Source organism: Bradyrhizobium sp. Arg237L (assembly GCF_029990105.1).
Taxonomy (GTDB): domain Bacteria; phylum Pseudomonadota; class Alphaproteobacteria; order Rhizobiales; family Xanthobacteraceae; genus Bradyrhizobium.
In genome coordinates, this window is sequence record NZ_JAQMIL010000042.1 from 1 (window position 1) to 17,260 (window position 17,260).

At 62.0% G+C, this 17,260-nt stretch carries 19 protein-coding genes; 8 read left to right on the forward strand and 11 right to left on the reverse strand.

The genetic code is table 11. The features are described from left to right. Positions 1-683 precede the first annotated feature (683 nt). Positions 684-1,259, forward strand: a complete 576-nt coding sequence (locus OZ411_RS24085; RefSeq protein ID WP_349017031.1) for a Rieske 2Fe-2S domain-containing protein — start codon at positions 684-686, stop codon at positions 1,257-1,259. Positions 1,260-1,349: 90 nt separating this feature from the next. After that, complete coding sequence (locus OZ411_RS24090; RefSeq protein ID WP_282529944.1) at positions 1,350-3,077, forward strand: methanol/ethanol family PQQ-dependent dehydrogenase; 1,728 nt, start codon at positions 1,350-1,352, stop codon at positions 3,075-3,077. Between the two features lie 96 nt (positions 3,078-3,173). Here OZ411_RS24090 and OZ411_RS24095 read toward each other — a convergent pair whose 3' ends face one another. From OZ411_RS24095 to xoxF5, 6 genes are all read right to left on the reverse strand, one after another. Then, the gene (locus tag OZ411_RS24095) at positions 3,174-5,492 is read right to left on the reverse strand and encodes a molybdopterin cofactor-binding domain-containing protein (RefSeq protein WP_282529945.1); all 2,319 of its coding nucleotides are present in this window, start codon (positions 5,490-5,492) and stop codon (positions 3,174-3,176) included. Position 5,493: 1 nt separating this feature from the next. After that, positions 5,494-5,946 carry a (2Fe-2S)-binding protein gene (locus OZ411_RS24100; protein ID WP_130580673.1) on the reverse strand — a complete coding sequence of 151 codons (453 nt, stop codon included), beginning with the start codon at positions 5,944-5,946 and terminating at the stop codon, positions 5,494-5,496. A gap of 513 nt (positions 5,947-6,459) precedes the next feature. Further along, positions 6,460-7,023, reverse strand: a complete 564-nt coding sequence (gene gfa, locus OZ411_RS24105) for an S-(hydroxymethyl)glutathione synthase (RefSeq protein WP_282529946.1) — start codon at positions 7,021-7,023, stop codon at positions 6,460-6,462. A 139-nt stretch (positions 7,024-7,162) separates the two neighbouring features. Beyond that, on the reverse strand, positions 7,163-8,272 hold the full coding sequence (locus tag OZ411_RS24110) for an S-(hydroxymethyl)glutathione dehydrogenase/class III alcohol dehydrogenase (RefSeq protein ID WP_130580675.1): 1,110 nt from the start codon (positions 8,270-8,272) through the stop codon (positions 7,163-7,165). A 44-nt stretch (positions 8,273-8,316) separates the two neighbouring features. Next, the gene (locus OZ411_RS24115) at positions 8,317-8,805 is read right to left on the reverse strand and encodes a c-type cytochrome, methanol metabolism-related (RefSeq protein WP_130580691.1); all 489 of its coding nucleotides are present in this window, start codon (positions 8,803-8,805) and stop codon (positions 8,317-8,319) included. A 102-nt stretch (positions 8,806-8,907) separates the two neighbouring features. After that, positions 8,908-10,713: a lanthanide-dependent methanol dehydrogenase XoxF5 gene (xoxF5, locus tag OZ411_RS24120; protein ID WP_282529947.1), complete on the reverse strand. Its 1,806-nt coding sequence runs from the start codon at positions 10,711-10,713 to the stop codon at positions 8,908-8,910. 375 nt (positions 10,714-11,088) lie between these two features. Between xoxF5 and OZ411_RS24125 the strand changes: the two genes are divergently transcribed. Then, positions 11,089-12,069, forward strand: a complete 981-nt coding sequence (locus tag OZ411_RS24125) for a helix-turn-helix domain-containing protein (RefSeq protein ID WP_282529948.1) — start codon at positions 11,089-11,091, stop codon at positions 12,067-12,069. Positions 12,070-12,167: 98 nt separating this feature from the next. Continuing rightward, entirely contained in the window at positions 12,168-12,566 is a 399-nt protein-coding gene (locus tag OZ411_RS24130) for a calcium-binding protein (protein WP_349017032.1), read from the forward strand. A 6-nt stretch (positions 12,567-12,572) separates the two neighbouring features. On the opposite strand, the gene OZ411_RS24135 is transcribed toward OZ411_RS24130, so the two are convergent. Then, complete coding sequence (locus OZ411_RS24135) at positions 12,573-12,812, reverse strand: hypothetical protein (RefSeq protein ID WP_282529950.1); 240 nt, start codon at positions 12,810-12,812, stop codon at positions 12,573-12,575. A gap of 158 nt (positions 12,813-12,970) precedes the next feature. Here OZ411_RS24135 and OZ411_RS24140 point away from each other — a divergent pair, with 158 nt between their 5' ends. Together OZ411_RS24140 and pqqA are read left to right on the forward strand one after the other, a co-directional pair. Then, a complete protein-coding gene (locus OZ411_RS24140) occupies positions 12,971-13,297 on the forward strand; it encodes a hypothetical protein (RefSeq protein ID WP_130580680.1) in 327 nt (108 codons plus the stop codon). Between the two features lie 254 nt (positions 13,298-13,551). Continuing rightward, positions 13,552-13,632 (forward strand): pyrroloquinoline quinone precursor peptide PqqA, encoded by an 81-nt coding sequence (pqqA, locus tag OZ411_RS24145; protein ID WP_035689484.1) that lies wholly within the window; start codon positions 13,552-13,554, stop codon positions 13,630-13,632. Between the two features lie 98 nt (positions 13,633-13,730). Here pqqA and OZ411_RS24150 read toward each other — a convergent pair whose 3' ends face one another. Beyond that, positions 13,731-14,039 (reverse strand): EthD family reductase, encoded by a 309-nt coding sequence (locus OZ411_RS24150; protein ID WP_282529951.1) that lies wholly within the window; start codon positions 14,037-14,039, stop codon positions 13,731-13,733. Positions 14,040-14,248: 209 nt separating this feature from the next. Here OZ411_RS24150 and OZ411_RS24155 point away from each other — a divergent pair, with 209 nt between their 5' ends. Then, positions 14,249-15,082 carry a hypothetical protein gene (locus OZ411_RS24155; RefSeq protein ID WP_282529952.1) on the forward strand — a complete coding sequence of 278 codons (834 nt, stop codon included), beginning with the start codon at positions 14,249-14,251 and terminating at the stop codon, positions 15,080-15,082. Positions 15,083-15,188: 106 nt separating this feature from the next. Then, on the forward strand, positions 15,189-15,425 hold the full coding sequence (locus OZ411_RS24160; protein ID WP_130580682.1) for a hypothetical protein: 237 nt from the start codon (positions 15,189-15,191) through the stop codon (positions 15,423-15,425). A gap of 2 nt (positions 15,426-15,427) precedes the next feature. Here the strand turns inward: OZ411_RS24160 and OZ411_RS24165 are convergent, their stop codons facing one another. Genes OZ411_RS24165 through OZ411_RS24175 form a run of 3 tightly spaced genes read right to left on the reverse strand, consistent with a single transcriptional unit; the run spans position 15,428 to position 17,258 of the window. Beyond that, entirely contained in the window at positions 15,428-15,781 is a 354-nt protein-coding gene (locus OZ411_RS24165) for a hypothetical protein (protein WP_282529953.1), read from the reverse strand. A 39-nt stretch (positions 15,782-15,820) separates the two neighbouring features. Next, on the reverse strand, positions 15,821-16,531 hold the full coding sequence (locus tag OZ411_RS24170; protein WP_282529954.1) for an ATP-binding cassette domain-containing protein: 711 nt from the start codon (positions 16,529-16,531) through the stop codon (positions 15,821-15,823). Continuing rightward, positions 16,521-17,258: an ABC transporter permease subunit gene (locus OZ411_RS24175; RefSeq protein ID WP_130580685.1), complete on the reverse strand. Its 738-nt coding sequence runs from the start codon at positions 17,256-17,258 to the stop codon at positions 16,521-16,523. The genes OZ411_RS24170 and OZ411_RS24175 overlap by 11 nt, the downstream gene beginning before the upstream one ends. Positions 17,259-17,260: the final 2 nt, after the last annotated feature.

Genomic DNA, 17,260 nt, shown 5'->3' on the forward strand with positions numbered 1-17,260 from the left:
GTTGCACGGGACCCACGGGTGCAACCAGCACCCGGCTTTCCCTGCGCCCTCTGATATCGAGGAGGGTGGAACGAGACGCAAAGCTCGGACGCAAAGCGTCGCGAGAACGCGGACACATATCCTCACGCTGTTTGAATCAAACGTAGGATGGGTAGAGCGAAGCGAAACCCATCGCGATGAAGCAAGCGGCGTGAATGATGGGTTTCGCTCCCGCTCTACCCATCCTACGATCCTGCGACGGCGTCGTAGGGTGGGCAAAGCGAAGCGTGCCCACCATTACGAGCGGAGTGCTGATGGTGGGCACGCTGCGCTTTGCCCACCCTACGGCTGATTGACAACTGAATCGGAATTTCCCCTCGCGCCGGGCACGAGCGAGGATGTGTTAGCGGGCTATTACAATTGGCGCTGTCATCTGCACGCGCTGCACACTTTGCTTGGCGCGCCGCACAAATTCAGGAACGTCCAAGCTGACGCGCAATTCATCATTGACGCATTGCTGCTCGCGCGTGATGTGATGAGAGCTTGAGCATCGCGGCTGCTGCCAACAACGAGCAGCGAGAGAAAGAATGACTCGCTTCGACGGAGTCGTGGATTGCCTTCTTTTCGGCAGAGTTCCGGCGCTCATTTGCACCGGGTCTGAATTCAAGCTCGGTGTTACACCTCAACCCAAGATGGAACTCGAGATGCACCATCCAGACCAGACACGTCGTTCGCTTCTGAAGGTTCTTGCCACCGGCGCCTGCGTTGCGGCCACCGGGCCTGCTGCGGCGCAAGAGGATCAGCCCGGCAGCAGCGAGCGGCCGAAGAAAGGCGATCTCCTCGTTCTCTCCGAAGGAGACCGCGCCGGCCAAGTCATCAAGTCCGACGATCTCAAGCCAGGCGGCCCGCCGGTACGCGCCTGGCCGAAGGATCCCGCCACCTCGGTGGTCCGCAAAGGTTCGCGTTTGAATGAAGTGCTTGTCATCAGGCTAAATCCCGATGAACTCGATGATGACACGCGCGCGCGTTCGGCCGACGGCATCGTCGCCTATTCAGTGATCTGCGCGCATGCCGGATGTCCGATCACCGGCTGGGTGAAGGCGGCCGAAAGCGACGAGAAGGTCCTCAAGTGTTTTTGCCACAATTCCGAATATGACCCGCGGCACAGCGCGGACGTCGTGTTCGGGCCGGCAACCCGTCGTCTGGCGGCGCTTCCGCTGGCTCTCACTGACGGTTCGCTCACCGTGTCTGCGGTGTTCGTAGGAAAGGTAGGTGTTTGAGGCAAAGGATCAGGCAACGCTGTTGAATTGGAATTTTACAACCGAAGGTTGTGATCGCAAATGAAAAACAGAGCAGGGAGGTAGCATCTAATGACCAGGAAACAATGGCTTCTCACGAGTGCAGCGGCGTTCGCGTGCCTTGTCTCAACCGCCGCAGTGGCCGGCCCGATCGAGAATTACAGCCCGGTGACCTCGGCGCGTCTCGAAAATCCCGAGCCGGGCAACTGGATGCTGTATCGGCGGACCTATGACGGGCAGGGCTATAGCCCGCTCGAGCAGATCAACGCCTCGAACGTCAAGAGCCTGACCCCGGTATGGACCTTCTCCACCGGCGTGATCGAAGGCCACGAGGCGCCGCCGATCGTCAACAACGGCGTAATGTTCGTTGCAACCCCGATGGGGCAGGTGATCGCGCTCAACGCCAAGACCGGCGATGAATATTGGCGCTACAAGCGGCAGCTTCCGGAAGACCTGTTCCAGTTGCATCCGACCAGCCGCGGCGTCGGCCTGTGGCAGGACAAGCTCTATCTCGCCACGACGGATGACCATGTGGTCGCGCTCGATGCCAAGAGCGGCAAGGTGGTCTGGGATACGAAGGTGCAGGACTACAAGAAGGGCCAGTACATGACCCTGATGCCGTTGGTCGTCGACGGTAAGGTTATCGTCGGCGGTTCTGGCGGCGAGTTCGGCGTTCGCGGTTATGTCGTCGCCTACGACGCCAACAACGGCAAGGAACTGTGGCGCACCTTCACCATTCCCGCGCCCGGCGAGCCCGGCAGCGAGACGTGGAGCGGCGACGACTGGAAGACCGGCGGCGGATCGGCCTGGATGACGGGCAATTACGACGCGGATACCAAGACGGTCTATTGGGGCGTCGGCAACGCCGCACCATGGCCCGGCTCGGCGCATGCCGGCGACAATCTCTACACCAGCTCCGTGCTGGCGCTCGATCCGGACACCGGCAAGATCAAGACGCACTTCCAGTATCACCAGAACGATTCCTGGGACTGGGACGAGGTCGAGGCGCCGATCCTGGTCAACCTGGAACGGGAAGGCCGTCCGTTCAAGGCGCTCATCCATCCGGGGCGCGATGCGATCTTCTGGGTTCTGGAAGCGAAGCCCGATCGCATCAACTATGTGACCGGCTGGCCGTTCGTGTACACGAATGTCTGGAAGGGCATCGAGAAGGAGACCGGCAGGCCGATCGTCGATCCCGAGCACAAGCCGGTGCTCGGCAAGCGTGTCGAATTCTGTCCGTCGCTGTGGGGCGGCAAGGATTGGCCGTCGGCGGCCTATAGCCAGAAGACCAAGCTCGTCTACGTTCCCGCCAACGAGAACTTCTGCGGCGGCTTCTCCGGCGAGAAAACACCGCTGGTTCCCGGCCAGCTCTGGCTCGGCACCAAGCCGGAGGATATCGGTCTGACGGTGCGCCCGGGCGCCACTCACATGGGCGAGTTGCAGGCCTGGGATCCGGCCACCGGCAAGAAGGCCTGGTCGCACACCTTCCCGAAATCGCAACTGTTCGGTTCGGTGCTGGCGACCGCGGGCGATCTGGTCTTTGCCGGCGGCACCAACGATCGCAACTTCCGCGCCTTCAATGCCAAGAGCGGCGAGCTGCTGTGGGAGCAGAAGACCAATTCCGGCATCATGGGCATGCCGATGTCCTATGAGGTCGACGGCACGCAGTATATTGCGATCCAGTCCGGCTGGGGCGTCGACGCGCAGCGCATCCAGGATGCCTTGGCCACCCAGAATGTCGGCGTGGAGAACAACGTTCCCCAGGGCGGCGTCGTCTGGGTGTTCGCGGTCAAGAAATAGCGACGCGCAGGACAGCCAGCAAAAAAAGCGGCGGACCGAAAGGTCCGCCGCTCTTCTTTAGGGATCAGTTGATCGATGAACTGCTTGCGTTCGGCCTTACGCCTCCAGTTGCTTGCCGATCGGCATCGCGCGGATGCGCTTGCCGGTCGCGGCGAAGATCGCGTTGATCAGCGCCGGCGCGAATGGCGGCACGCCGGGTTCACCGACGCCGCTCGGCGGCGTATCGGGGCTGGCGGGCGGCACGATGTAGACATTGGTCACGGCAGGGGATTCGTCGATCCGGATCACCGGGTAATCGTCGAAATTGCCCTGCTGCACCTTGCCGTCCTTGAAGGTGACCTCGCCGTACTTGGCGAGGCTCAGGCCCATGATCGCCGCGCCCTCGATCTGCGACTGGATGCGCTCGGGGTTGACGTAGGTGCCGCAGTCGATCGCGGTGTCGACCCGCGGCACCGTCAGCTTGCCCTTGTCGTCGATAGCCACCTCGACGATGGTCGCGATGTAGCTGACGAAGCTCCTGTGCACCGCGATGCCGAGGCCATGGCCCTTGGGCACCGAGCGTCCCCAGCCGCCCTTGTCGGCGACCAGTTCGACCACCTTGCGCAGCCGCGCGGTGTCGATCGGGTAGCTGTCATAGGGCTCGCCATAGTTCCAGGGATCCTTCACCGAGGAAAGATTGACGATCCGCGGCGAACCGATCAGCTCCAGCAGCATGTCCTTCGGATCGCGGTTGGTGGCTTGGGCGATTTCGGCGACCATGGACTGCACCGCGAAGGCGCGCGGGATGTTCGACACCGACCGGAACCAGCCGATGCGGGTATGCGCGGCCGCTTCCGGATTCTCGCACTGCAGGTTGGCGATCTCGAACGGATTGTCGATCAATCCCATGCCGAGCTCGAACGGCGCCTGGTGGACGGTCCCGGCGGCGAACGTCGAAGCGATCGACGGGGCCACGCTGCGATGGCGCCAGGCGATCACCTTGCCACTCTTGTCGAGGCCCGCCTCGATCCGCTCGACGGACACCGTGTGCAGGAAGTCGTGGCGCACGTCGTCTTCGCGCGTCCACTGCACCTTCACGGGCACCCCAAGCTCTTTCGAGAGCAGCGCGGCCTCAAGCGCGAAGTCGCATTTCGACTTCCGCCCGAAACCGCCGCCGAGCAGCGTGACGTTGACGGTCACGTTCTCCTCGGGGATGCCGAGCGTCTTGGCGACGTCCTCGCGCGTTCCGCCCGGGCTCTGCACGGGAGCCCAGACCTCCGCCTTGTCACCCTTGACGTTGGCGACCGCGACCGGCGGCTCCATGCTGGCATGGGCGAAATGCGGCAGGTAGTACTCGCCGACGATGACCCTGTCGGCGCTCTTCAACGCCGCCTCGACATCGCCCTCCTTGCGCACGATGAGGCCTGGCTTGCGCGCGGCCGCCTCGAGCTCGGCGCGATAGGCGACCGAGTCGTATTTGGCATTGGCGCCGTCGTCCCAGGTCACCTTCAGCGCGTTGCAGCCCTTGATCGCCGCGCCGGTGTTGCGTGCGATCACGGCTACGCCGCCGAGCGGCTGGAATTTCGACGGCCACGGCCATCCCTTCACTTCCATCACCTTCTCGACGCCGGAGACCTTCAGCGCATCGGCGGGATCGAAGGAGACGAGCTTGCCGCCGGTCACCGGCGGACGCGCGATGACCGCATATTTCATGCCGGGCAGCCGTACGTCGCCGCCATAATGAGCGGCACCGGTCGTGATGTCGTGGAGGTCGACGATGCCAATCTCGCCCTTGCCGAGATAGCGGAAGTCCTTCGGGTTCTTCAGCTTCAAGCCTTCAACGCTCGGTACCGACTCCTTTGCGGCATCGGCCGCCAGTTCGCCGAAGCCGAGCTTGCGCCCGCTCGCGCTATGGACCACTTCGTGATTAGCGGCCTTCACCTCGCCTGCCGGCACGCCCCAGCGTTTTGCGGCGGCCTGCTCGAGCATGGTGCGGGCCGAGGCGCCGATCTCGCGCATCGGGATCAAATAGTGCCGCGTGCTGCGCGAGCCGTCGGTGTCCTGGTTGCCGAACTTGGCCTCATCGCCGTGCGCCTGCTGAACGCGGACGCGCGACCAGTCGGCTTCCAGCTCTTCGGCCACGATCAGCGGCAGGCTGGTGCGCACACCGGTTCCCATCTCGGAGCGGTGCGCGACGATCGTGACCATGCCATCCGGCGCGATCGAGACGAAGACGCGCGGGTCGACCACAGTACCGTGCGGCATCTTCCCCGCGCCGGTCTCGTAGGCAAAGCTCGGCCGCATCATCACCGGTGCAGCGAGCACGAACCCGCCGGCCAGCCCCAAGGTCTTCAGGATGCTGCGCCGCGAAACGTTCTCGATCTTGATGTGCTTCTCGAAACCACGAAGCTTGTTGGGATTGGTGAGGAGATTCATGTCACACCCCCGTCGATGCGAGATGAACGGCGTTCTCGATCCGCTGGTAGCAGCCGCAGCGGCAGATGTTGCCGGACATGGCCTCGCGGATCTGGTCGTGCGACGGTTTTGGATTGTCCGTCAACAGCGCGGCGGCCTGCATGATCTGGCCGGCCTGGCAATAGCCGCATTGCGGCACGTTGACCTGGCGCCAAGCCTTCTGCACCGGGTGATCACCGGTCGGATGCAGGCCCTCGATGGTGGTGACCTCGCGTCCGGCCGCATCCGAAACCGAGGTGATGCAGGCGCGCACCGCCTGCTTATCGATGATCACGGTGCAGGAGCCGCACAGCGCCTGACCACAACCGAATTTGGTGCCGGTGAGTCCTATTTCGTCACGGATGAACCAGAGTAGCGGAAGATCGGGATCGCCATCCCAATTCTGTTCCTGACCATTAATCTTCAACTTGACCATGATCGTCCCTCGCTCTTCTTAAGCTGTTGATGTTTCCAGGCCACGAGCGAGAACATATTTCTCCCTACGCTCGCGACCACTCCTGGGTCTCGTACGGCGGGCCGGTCCTTTGGAGATGCTTAAGGGGAGCCCGTTGCACGCTCGGTAGTCCGTGTCCGGCTGCTCCTTTGCTATGTTCAAATGAAATGCGCCGCCCGCGCGCATCGGGAAAAACAAACGTTACCAGAAACCGATGCGACAGTGACTTCACAGCCCGGTGTTCTGCATTTGCCGTTTGTCAAAAGCGGGGCCGACAGTCGATGATATGAGATCGTCAGGATATTTTTGCAAACGCGGCCGGCGAAAATGCACCGCCGCCGGGCAGGCGCGGATCGGGAAAAGGCGGAATTGACCTATTCACGGAAGCAATATGAAGGATAGGCGCGTGCGGCTAAATGCTGCGGTGCGGGCGCGAATGGCACCGCTGGCGGTCGAGCACCGCCAGCGGGAGCGCGGGCAAATCAGGCAGCCTTGTTAAGCGGCCTTGGATTTCGCCACGTGGGTCGCGATCGCATCCATCAATGCCGGCGACAGGCAGTCATAGGGCTCGAGTCCCAATTCCTTTAGCCGGCCGCGGATCGCCGGCATGTCCTCCGGCTTGGCGCCGGACTCGATCACCGACGAGACGAACGCAGCAAATCCCGGCGCCGCCGAGCCGCTTTCCTCGAACAGCTCGGGATGGATGAAGTCGAGGCCATAGAACGGATGCGCCTTGTTTTCGATCCGCCCGTACATATGCGTGCCGCAGTCCTTGCAGGCATAGCGCTGGATCACGGCCGCGGGGTCGACGACCTGCAGCTTGTCGCCATTTTCCAGGACCGTCAGGTTCTGTCTCGGCACCACCGCAACGACCGAGAACATCGCTCCTTCCGGCTTCCAGCATTTGGTGCAGCCACAGGCGTGGTTATGGGCAACGTCGCCCTTGATCGCCACTTTCACCGGTCGGTCCGCGCACTTGCAGACCAGCGTGCCGCCGGCAAAGCTGCCAGAGCCCTTCTGGACGCCGTTGTCAATCGACGGGTGGAGATGAACAGTCATGGGTCAATCCTCCTGGTGTTTGACACGTTGTTTCTGGAGCGGGACATCGTGATCCCGTTCCACCTTTTGCTGGAGCATGACCCTTCCGGGGAGCCGGGTCCGCTTCCGCCGACGAGGCTCTCCGGATTCGGATCACGCCCTAGTAGACGACGACCGAACGGATCGACTTGCCCTCGTGCATCAAGTCGAAGCCCTTGTTGATTTCCTCGAGCTTGAGCACGTGGGTGATCATCGGATCGATCTGGATCTTTCCGTTCATGTACCAGTCGACGACTTTCGGCGTATCGGTACGGCCGCGCGCGCCGCCGAAGGCCGTGCCCTTCCAGACCCGTCCCGTCACGAGCTGGAACGGCCGGGTGGCGATCTCCTTGCCGGATTCCGCAACGCCGATGATCACGGAGACGCCCCAGCCGCGGTGGCAGGCTTCCAGCGCCTGGCGCATCACATTGGTGTTGCCGGTGCAGTCGAAGGTGTAGTCGGCGCCGCCTTCGGTGAGTCCGACCAGGTGCTGGACGATATCGCCGCCGACTTTCGTCGGATTGACGAAATGCGTCATGCCGAAGCGGCGGCCCCAATCTTCCTTGGAGTCGTTGATGTCGACGCCGATGATCTTGTCCGCGCCGACCATCTTGGCGCCCTGGATCACATTGAGCCCGATGCCGCCGAGGCCGAACACCACGACGTTGGAGCCTGGCGTGACCTTGGCGGTGTTGACCACGGCGCCGACGCCCGTGGTCACGCCGCAGCCGACATAGCAGCTCTTGTCGAACGGGGCGTCCTCGCGGATCTTCGCCACCGCGATCTCCGGCAGCACCGTGTAGTTCGAGAAGGTCGAGCAGCCCATATAGTGGTAGATGGTCTTGCCCTTGTAGCTGAAGCGCGAGGTGCCGTCCGGCATCACGCCCTTGCCTTGGGTGGCGCGGATCGCGGTGCAGAGGTTGGTCTTCTGGCTCAGGCAGCTTTTGCACTGCCGGCACTCGGGCGTGTAGAGCGGGATCACGTGATCGCCCGGCTTCACCGAGGTCACGCCCGCACCGACCTCGCGGACGATGCCGGCGCCCTCATGGCCGAGGATGGAAGGGAAGATTCCCTCACTGTCGAAGCCGTCAAGCGTGTAGGCATCGGTATGACAGATGCCGGTCGCCTTGATCTCGACCAGGACTTCACCGGCCTTCGGGCCTTCCAGGTCGAGCTCGACGATCTCAAGCGGCTTCTTGGCTTCGAATGCGACGGCAGCGCGTGTCTTCATGTTGATCTCTCCGTAAAGCGTGTTGTCGCCCGCGCTCCGCAGCTTCAGTTCTTGCCCATGCAGGACTCTTCCGCCTGCTTATAGGCGGCGGGCTTCTCTTCATGCTTTGCGGGGCGTACGCGCCCCACCGCGTCATTCGCGCGGGCGCGCAGGTAGACATAGAGGTCGTCCATGTAGCAGGCGACGTTTGGATTGTCACCGAACGCCGGCATGACATTTTCCTGTGCGGTACTGATGTTCTTGCGGCCGCTGGCGACAACGCCGAGGAAATCGGCATAACTCATGGTCTTCAGCGAACTCGCCAGTGCCGGTGCATAGGTCGAACCCATGCCGTCCGGGCCATGGCAGACATGGCACTCCGAATGATAGCGCCGGTATCCGGAGTAGGTGTACCAATCTACCGCTCCGTCGGCTGCGACCTTGAAGGTCGGGTTACCTTCCTTGTCCAGATATTTGCCGTTCTCTTCCTTCACGGCGGTCGGATCGACCGCATCGTCGGCAAAGGCGAATCCTCCAGATACGGCGATGATCATCGCCGCAACTACAAACCAGCTTTTACGCAAGAGCATGTCCTCAAGATCAGATACAGGCAAAACCGGCGCGTGGATGGTCCACGCGCCGGAACGACGTTCGGCTCACTGCGGGAGGGAGAACACGGTGAGCGTTCCGCCGAGGGCGGTATAGTTGCTCAGCGCCGCGTAGCCGCCGACTGCGCCGAGACCGGCAGTCGGATCGGTCAGGCCGGCAGCAAGGCCGATGCCCGCCCAGCCGCCAACACCGGACAGCACGGCCACGTACTGCTTGCCACCCTGCTCATAGGTCGTGACGTTGCCGATGATGCCGGAGGGAGTCTTGAACTTGTAGAGCTCCTTTCCGGTCTTGGCGTCGACCGCCTTGAGATAGCCTTCGAGCGTGCCGTAGAACACCACGCCGCCGGCGGTCGCAAGCGCGCCTGACCAGACCGAGAACTGCTCCTTGTTCGACCAGACGATCTTTCCGGTCTTGTTGTCCCAGGCGATGAAGTTGCCCATGTGGGACTCGCCGGGAGGCGGATACATCGAGAGCGTCGCGCCGACATAGGGCTGACCCGCGGTGTAGCTCACCTTGAACGGCTCATAGTCCATGCAGACGTGGTTGGTCGGCACGTAGAACAGTTGCGTCTCCGGCGAGTAGGCTGCCGGCTGCTCGTCCTTGGTGCCGAGCGCGGCCGGGCAGATGCCCTTGACGTTGACATCCTCGCCCTGCTTGTCGGTCGAATATTGGTCGAGGACCTTCGGCCGGCCATAGGTCGGCGAGCTCTTGTTCATATCGACGCCGCTGGTCCAGTTGACCTTCGGGTCGAACTTCTCGGCGACGAGCAATTCGCCGTTGGTGCGATCGAGCGTATAACCAATGCCGTTACGATCGAAATGCGTCAACAGCTTGCGCTCCTGGCCGTTGAAGGGCTGGTCGGTCAGGATCATCTCGTTGACGCCGTCATAGTCCCATTCGTCATGGGGGGTCATCTGATAGACCCATTTGGCCGTGCCGTTATCCGGGTTGCGCGCGAAGATAGTCATTGACCATTTGTTGTCGCCGGGACGCTGCTTCGGGTTCCAGGTCGATGGATTGCCCGAGCCGTAATAGACGAGGTCGAGCGACGGATCGTAGGCTAGCCAGCCCCAGGTGCAGCCGCCGCCGACTTTCCACTGGTCGCCCTGCCAGGTCTTGAGGCTCGAGTCCTTGCCGACCGGCTTGCCGAGAGCGGTGGTCTTCTCGGGATCGACCATGATCTGGTCGTCAGGTCCTTCGGAGAAGGCACGCCAGACTTGCTTGCCGCTCTTGGTGTCGTAGGCGGTGAGGTGGCACTGCACGCCGAACTCGCCGCCGGAGATGCCGACCAGGACCTTGTCCTTCACGACCATTGGGGCGGAGGTGCCCGTCTGACCCTTGCCGGGATCGCCGTTCTTGGCGGTCCAGTCCACCTTGCCGGTCTTGGCGTCGAGCGCCACCAGCGTGGTGTCGGCCTGGTGCAGGAAGATCTTGCCGTCGCCATAGGCCAGGCCGCGGTTGACCGTATCGCAGCACATGACCGGGATCACGTTCGGATCCTGCTTCGGCTCGTACCTCCAGACGATCTTGTTGTCCTGCGACAGGTCAAGCGCATAGACCTTGTTCGGGAAGGGCGTGTGCACGTACATCATGTTGCCGATGATCAGCGGCCCGCCCTCGTGGCCACGCAGCACGCCGGTCGAAAATGTCCAGGCGACCTGCAACTTTCCGACGTTCGAGGCGTTGATTTGATTCAGCTTCGAGTAGCGCGTATTGGCATAGTCGCCCGTCGGCATAACCCAGTCCTTCGGGTTTTGCGCCATCTTGCTGAGTTCTTCATTGGCACTGGCAATACCTCCGCCTAACGCCGCCACGGCGCCGAGAGAGGTCGCGATTAGCACCTTGCGCATAGTGATTTCCTCCCAATGATGACCTTCCGCTTTCCATCGAAACGGCCCATTTTTTTGGTTCCTCCTCCTATCCCCTTCGTTGACGCGCGACTTGCCCAAGAGAGAAGGGCGGCTTGCTCAGAAGTGAAACTCGAAGAACTTTTTTGCTTGCAGTGCAGTGCGGTGGCGCGCCGGCGTGACGCCGGCCGCGGGCGCACGAGACTGATTTTCCTTGACGGCACTTGAAGTAAAGTCGAGGATTAACCCTCTAGGTTGTCAGGAGGAACGCTGCTCAGGGGTCAAAGACCGCATTAAGATTGAGGTAACGGTACTTCACGGTGACCAAAGCCTCTTGCGGCGAGCAGTCACGCTTTCATCTCGAATCGGTGGCTGGATATGCCCGATACCGTCCGTTCGCTCACTACCTCCGGATTGACGCCGAAGAAGCAGGTTCAATGTTGGACAGACGCACTGACCGATCTATGCGGCCGGTTTGATGTCGATCCGATGGACGCCTCGTCGCTCGAGGCACGGGTCAACTACACCACAGTCTCGCGGCTGAAACTCTGCCAGATCGAGGTGAGTCAGCACCGTATCGCACATGTGAACGCGCGCTCGAAACTGAGCGACCATCCCTATATCAAGATCCTGTTCCAGACCCACGGCATCTCCTATTTCGAGCAGGATGGCCGCCATTTCGAGCTCGTTCCCGGCGATTGCCTCGCCTACGACGTTTCCAGCCCACACACCATCATCAGCCCGTCGCTGACGCGGCATGAGGTCGTGATCGTGCCGAAGGCGCTGTTGCAGGAGCGCGGTTTCCGTTCGGCGCGGATGCCGGCCTGCAAGCTCTCGGCCCGCAGCGGCACCGGCCGCATCGCCTACGATTTCGTGCATGCGGCTTTTTCCGAGGCGAGTCGATTGTCGCCCTACAATGCGATGGGCGTCGCCGATTCGTTGATCGATCTGTTGCTGTTGCCGCTGCGTGAAGCCGAGACGACGTTCAATCATGGCGGTGCGGAGGCGACCTATATCCGTGCGCAGTTCTTCATCCGCGAACACCTGCGCGATCCGGATCTCTCCATCGACCAGATCTCGACCGCGCTAGGTTGCACCAAACGCTACCTGCACATGCTGTTCAGCGAGCGCGGCATGACCGTGAGCGACTATATCTGGCGTGCCCGGCTGCAGCATTGCCGCGAGGAACTGGAAGCGCAGCCCGGCAAGACGATCACGGACGTCGCATTCTCCTGGGGCTTTTCCAGCTCCTCGCATTTCAGCCGCGTGTTCCGGAAGTATTTCGGCATCGTGCCATCAGCCGTCCACCGGCAACAGCAGCTCGGCTCCACCGCGGAATTTTCCGCAACCTCGGACTAGATCGTAAGGCGCGCCGTGGGCGGCCGGCGTGCGCTCCGCTATCTATGCAAGCTTCTCTGCCGCCCTTGCCGTGCAGGCTCTGCCAAGGGAGATGAGAGATGAAATTGCGTGGTCTTGTTGTCTTGATATTGGCCGCTGCAGTGTTTTCGGCGCCGGCTCTGGCCGCGCCGAAACGCGCCGATCCGATCAAGATGTTCGACACCGATAACGATGGCACCCTCGATCTGGCCGAGGTGAAGAAGGCGGCATCGGCGCTGTTTGCCAAACTGGACCGGGATCATGACGGCACGCTCGATGCGCAAGAACTTCGCGGCCGCTTAAGCGCCAAGGAGCTGGCGGCTGCCGATCCTGACCACGACGGAACGCTGACGCTTGATGAATATCTTGCGGTCGTGGAGCAGCGCTTCAACGCGGCGAATCCGGACAAGGATGGAACACTTGACGCCAAGGAATTGCAGTCGCCCGCCGGTCGCGCTCTGCTACAGCTATTGCGATAGGACTTGCTAGCTGGCAGGCCCGTGCGCGCAGGCTAGAGGCCGCGGCCTGGAGCCACGCTTGTCGGGCGGAACGTTGCAATTATCGATCCGCTGCTCGTCCATCCATTTCCTGCCGAGCCGTTCCTTGCCGGTCAGCGTTGCCGGCACCTGCGTCCGCCCGGACTGAGGCCGTTGTTCGGCGGCGGCTGGCGACGCAACAGCGATCATGATGAATGGAACGAGCAAAACGCGGAACAATGTTCTCATGCGAGGCCTCAAAAAGCGCTTGCAACTAATGCGGCGTGAACGGCGGCATTGAACAGCATCGGATTTCACCTCGCCACCCGGAACCTGGGACGTGTGCTTCGGTTCTTCCGTGATACCGGCGCGCAGGGGCGCGCGCCGATTCGAGAAGGAGATGAGACATGAGCACAAGACGCATCATTTTCGCGGGTTGCTCCGTCCTGGTGTTGAGCGCCGGCGCCGCGCTGGCAGGTCCCTGCAATACCCAAGGCCAAAGCGCCAATAAGGATGCAGGTTCTGGCCCGGCATCGACCAGCAGCCAGACCACAACAGGCATGGCGAGCGACAAGGAGCATCCGCCGACCAGCACGATGAATAGGGCAACCGGAGATGTGGCCACGTCCTCGCAGGACGTGCAACGGCAGATGCAGGGCGAGCCGACGGCAGCACAACAAGCTGAAGGTAAGAAGCCCGAAGGCCAAATGGCGAGCAAGGACAACGATTGCTGAACGCGGGGCCCTTGAAAAGCGTCACGCCTCACGCTTCATCGTGCGATTGAGCGCGGAGGCGTCCGTGTGTGAGTGTGTGCCCAACTGACAGACTTGGCCCAAGAGGGAACTGGTTTGCCCAGGAGGGAACTATCGGCGCTCAACTGCGGCGCAGATGCGCTCGCTGGTCGATCTTGTCCACTTGCGCCACGCGCGAGCTGGCCATAGGTTCGACCTTGGCGTGAAACTCGCGCCAAGCCATTTGGGAGGATCGAATGAGCTGGAAGACTCCGAAGATCGTCGAAGTGCAGGTCGGCATGGAAATCAACATGTACGCCTGCGCATCGCGCAAGTAAGTGTCGAGCGCCTGCCCGGCTCGCGCAGCGATATCTGCGCAAGCCGCGGCAGGCGAATTCGTTGGGCTCACATTCGTTTGTCTCTATGTGAGACGCCCTCAAACTTCCTTCGTATTGAAAATGTAGAGATCGGCGCCGCCATCGGCAAAGTTGGCGAGGTCCGCGCCTGCGGCCTTTCCTTCCGCTGATCCCATGCCTGCCTTCAGCGCGTCGAGCGAGTCGAAATACAGCGTTGCAGCAAGGTGGATGTTGCTCTCGCCCGCTGGCGTCCTGAGCGGAGCCGTGCTGATGTCGTATTTCTTCAGTCCCGGGATCTTCTTGACCAGCGGAATGTGCACCGATGCATAATATTTGTCGAATGCCTCGGAGCTTTTCGGCGTCTTATAAAGTACCAGAACTCGTGCCATTCGGTTTATTCTCCCTGAAACGATTGTTCTTCCGCGGGCCCTTCCCGGGTCTTGCATTGCAGCCGAAATGGTCCATGCAATCAAGCTTCCAATCGCTGCCGCTCGACTGGACGTTGTGGTAGGGGTTTTCTTGTCAGCGCTGCTGACGCTTTCGATTCGCTCTCGGGACTGGAATGTCTTTTCGCGCAACGATGCTCCGGGCGGCTGCCGTGTGCTTTTTCACACTGCTTGCTGCCGTCGTCGCGCGTGCCGAGGAAATCGATACCGAGCATCTGTTCGGCTTCCTGATCGGCACCGACATCGGGCATGTCGGCGAGCGCGAATTCCAGACCGAGACCACGGGACGCTTTTCCAGGAATGGCGGCGGCTATCGTGCGGTTGCCCAGGAGTTCGAAGTGGAATTCGTGCCGGCCCGCGACATCCGCATCGAGCTCGGCGGTGCCTTTGTGGCGCACCAGATCTACGGCATTCCCGGCCTTGAAGATCGGCGCCAATTGACCTGGCAGGGTCTCTCGTTGGACGTCCGTTACCGATTTCTCGACCGTGAGACGGCGCCGTTCGGCCTGACCCTCGCAGTGGAAAGCCACTCTGACCGGATCGACGAGACCACGGCCGATCGCATCCGCAATTTCGGCACTGAATTGCGGTTGGCCTTCGATCGCGAGTTGGTACCGAACTTCCTGATCGCGGCACTCAATTTCATCTACCAGCCTGAATGGACGCGTTTTCTTGCCTCGCGCGCCGCGGAGCAGGAGGCGACAGTGGGCGCGGCCGTCGGCCTGATGGCGCAGATCAAGCCCGGCGTTTTCGTTGGCGGCGAGGCGCGCTATTTCCGCCGCTATGATGGGATCGGGCTGAACGAGTTCGAGGGGCAGGCCCTGTTCATCGGTCCGGTCGCCTATCTCCAGCTCTCGGAGCGTTCGCGGCTGACCGCGGCCTGGAGCGTGCAGGCCTGGGGCCGTCCGTCCGGATCGGCTGCGGCGCTCGATCTGGTCAATTTCGAGCGTCATCAGGCCCGGCTTGTATTTGGCATGAATTTCTAGGAATCTCCGGCGGTGGTTCTGGCTTTCACGGTGAGGCGAAACCTGGCCTTGCCGCCGACGTAGCTCGTAGTGCTATTGCTTTACCCGAGCACCAGGGATTTGAGGCATGAATCCGATTGATCTCATCGTGACCGTCTGTGCCGTGCTGTCGCCCGCCACCTGCGAGGAGACCCATCTCGTGTTCTCCTTCAACGGTTCGCCGCAGCAATGCGCGATGGCAGCGCCGCCCTATATTGCGCAATGGGTCGGCGAGCATCCGAAATGGACTGCCGTCAAATGGCGCTGCGAATATCCGCACAGCCATGATCGAGCGGAGAAGGGGGCGGCCCCGATCGCGGGCTGACCCTATTTGTTGCAGTCCTTCAGATCCTTGTCAGAGATCGAGAACACCGCGTCGGCCTTGATCTCGATGTCGCGGACGAAGCACTGCCTGGCGCCGGCATAACTCACCTTGGCGTCGTAACGTCCGGGCTCGACGCCGACGATGCGCAGCCGTTCGTCGTGGTCGACCTCCTTGTCCTTGTCATTCAAGGTCTGGTTGGGACCCCAATCGTTCTTGCCGGCCGGCGAAAGCTGGAAACCGGAGATGGTTGAACTGGTGAGATTCCAGAGTCTGATGCCTTTACCTTTGGCCTGCGCGCTGAGTTCGCTGGGCAGTGCGACCAGCAGGATGGCGACAGCAATCAATCGGCGCGGCATCGTGACCTCCCAAGTTTTTCTCAATATGAAGACCACGTCTCATATCTTTGCAAGCCGCCGCCGCACCAGGTCGGCCTTGATGTGGTTGATCTCGGCAGCGCTCCGTGCCGCGCGCGGTGTCGGGATCGGCACTTCCTGCAGAATCCTGGCCGGCCGTGCCGACAGCAGGAACAGCCGGTCGCCAAGGTAAACGGCATCGTCGAGATTATGCGTCACCAGCAGCGTTATCATCACACGGCTTTCCACCAGCGTTGCGATCTGCTCGCGCAGGTGGGCGGCGAGGGCGTCGTCGAGCGAAGCCAGGGGCTCGTCGAGAACGAGGAAATCCGGCTCGATCGCGAAGGCCCGCGCGAGCGCGACGCGGCGCGCAAGGCCAAGCGAGAGCTCGCCGGGGAAATGGCTGCGATGCTCTGTCAATTCCAGGACGGAGAAGAGTTCTGAGAGCCGCTTCTCGTCAATGTGTGGCGCGGCAAGCCGGATATTGTCCTCGACCGATCGCCACGGCAGAAGCCGCGGCTCCTGGAATACCATCCCGAGCCTTGCTGTGGCCGGCCGCGAGACCTTTCCCTGATAATCGTGGTCGAGGCCAGTCAGGATCTTGAGCATAGTGCTCTTGCCGCATCCGGAAGGGCCGACGAACACGCCGACTTCGCCGGCCGGAAGCGAGAACTTGATGCCGGCGAGCACGTGGTGCCGCTCGCCCGCCGCATTCTCGAAATGCTTACCGGTGATATCGACCTCAAGCTGCACGGGGCCGCCACCGGGATGAGCGTACTTCGAATGGTTGCACCAGCACCGTCTCGATCACCAGCACGACCGCGGCAAAGGTCAGCGAATAGGCGAGCAGGAGCGGAATGTCGAACAATTGGAAGGCGACGCCGATTTCGAAGCCGACGCCGTTCGGACGTCCGAGATATTCCGCAACCAGCACGATCTTCCATACCAGCGAGAGCCCCGATCGCGCGGCGGCTGCGATATAGGGGCTAAGCTGCGGCAGGATCACATGCCGGAACGCTCTCCCGCGCGGGATCGCGAACACGCTTGCCATCTCGTCCAGCGAGCGGTCCAGCGCCCGCGCGCCCTCGCGCAGCGTGACGACCGCGGTCGGCAGCTTGTTGACGGCGATGGCCGCGATCGCGGCGACCTCGGTGAGCCCCGCCCAGATATAGGCGAGCACGATGACGACGAGCGCGGGCAGATTGAGCAGCAGGATCAGCCAAGGATCGCCGATCCGGTCGGCGAGCTTGACCCGGCCCATCAGGTAGCCGATGGCGGCGCCCAGCGCCATCGCGAGCGTGAAGGACAGTGCCACCCGCGCCAGGGTCACGCCGAGATTGATGAACAGCGCGCCGGATGCTGCTTCTCTCAGCATCACCGCCAGCACTGCCGGCGGCGCCGGCAGCTTCACGTCACCGATCAGGAGCGCCGCAATCCACCACGTCGCAAGGAACAGGAGGAAGGACAGAAGGCGCACCACGG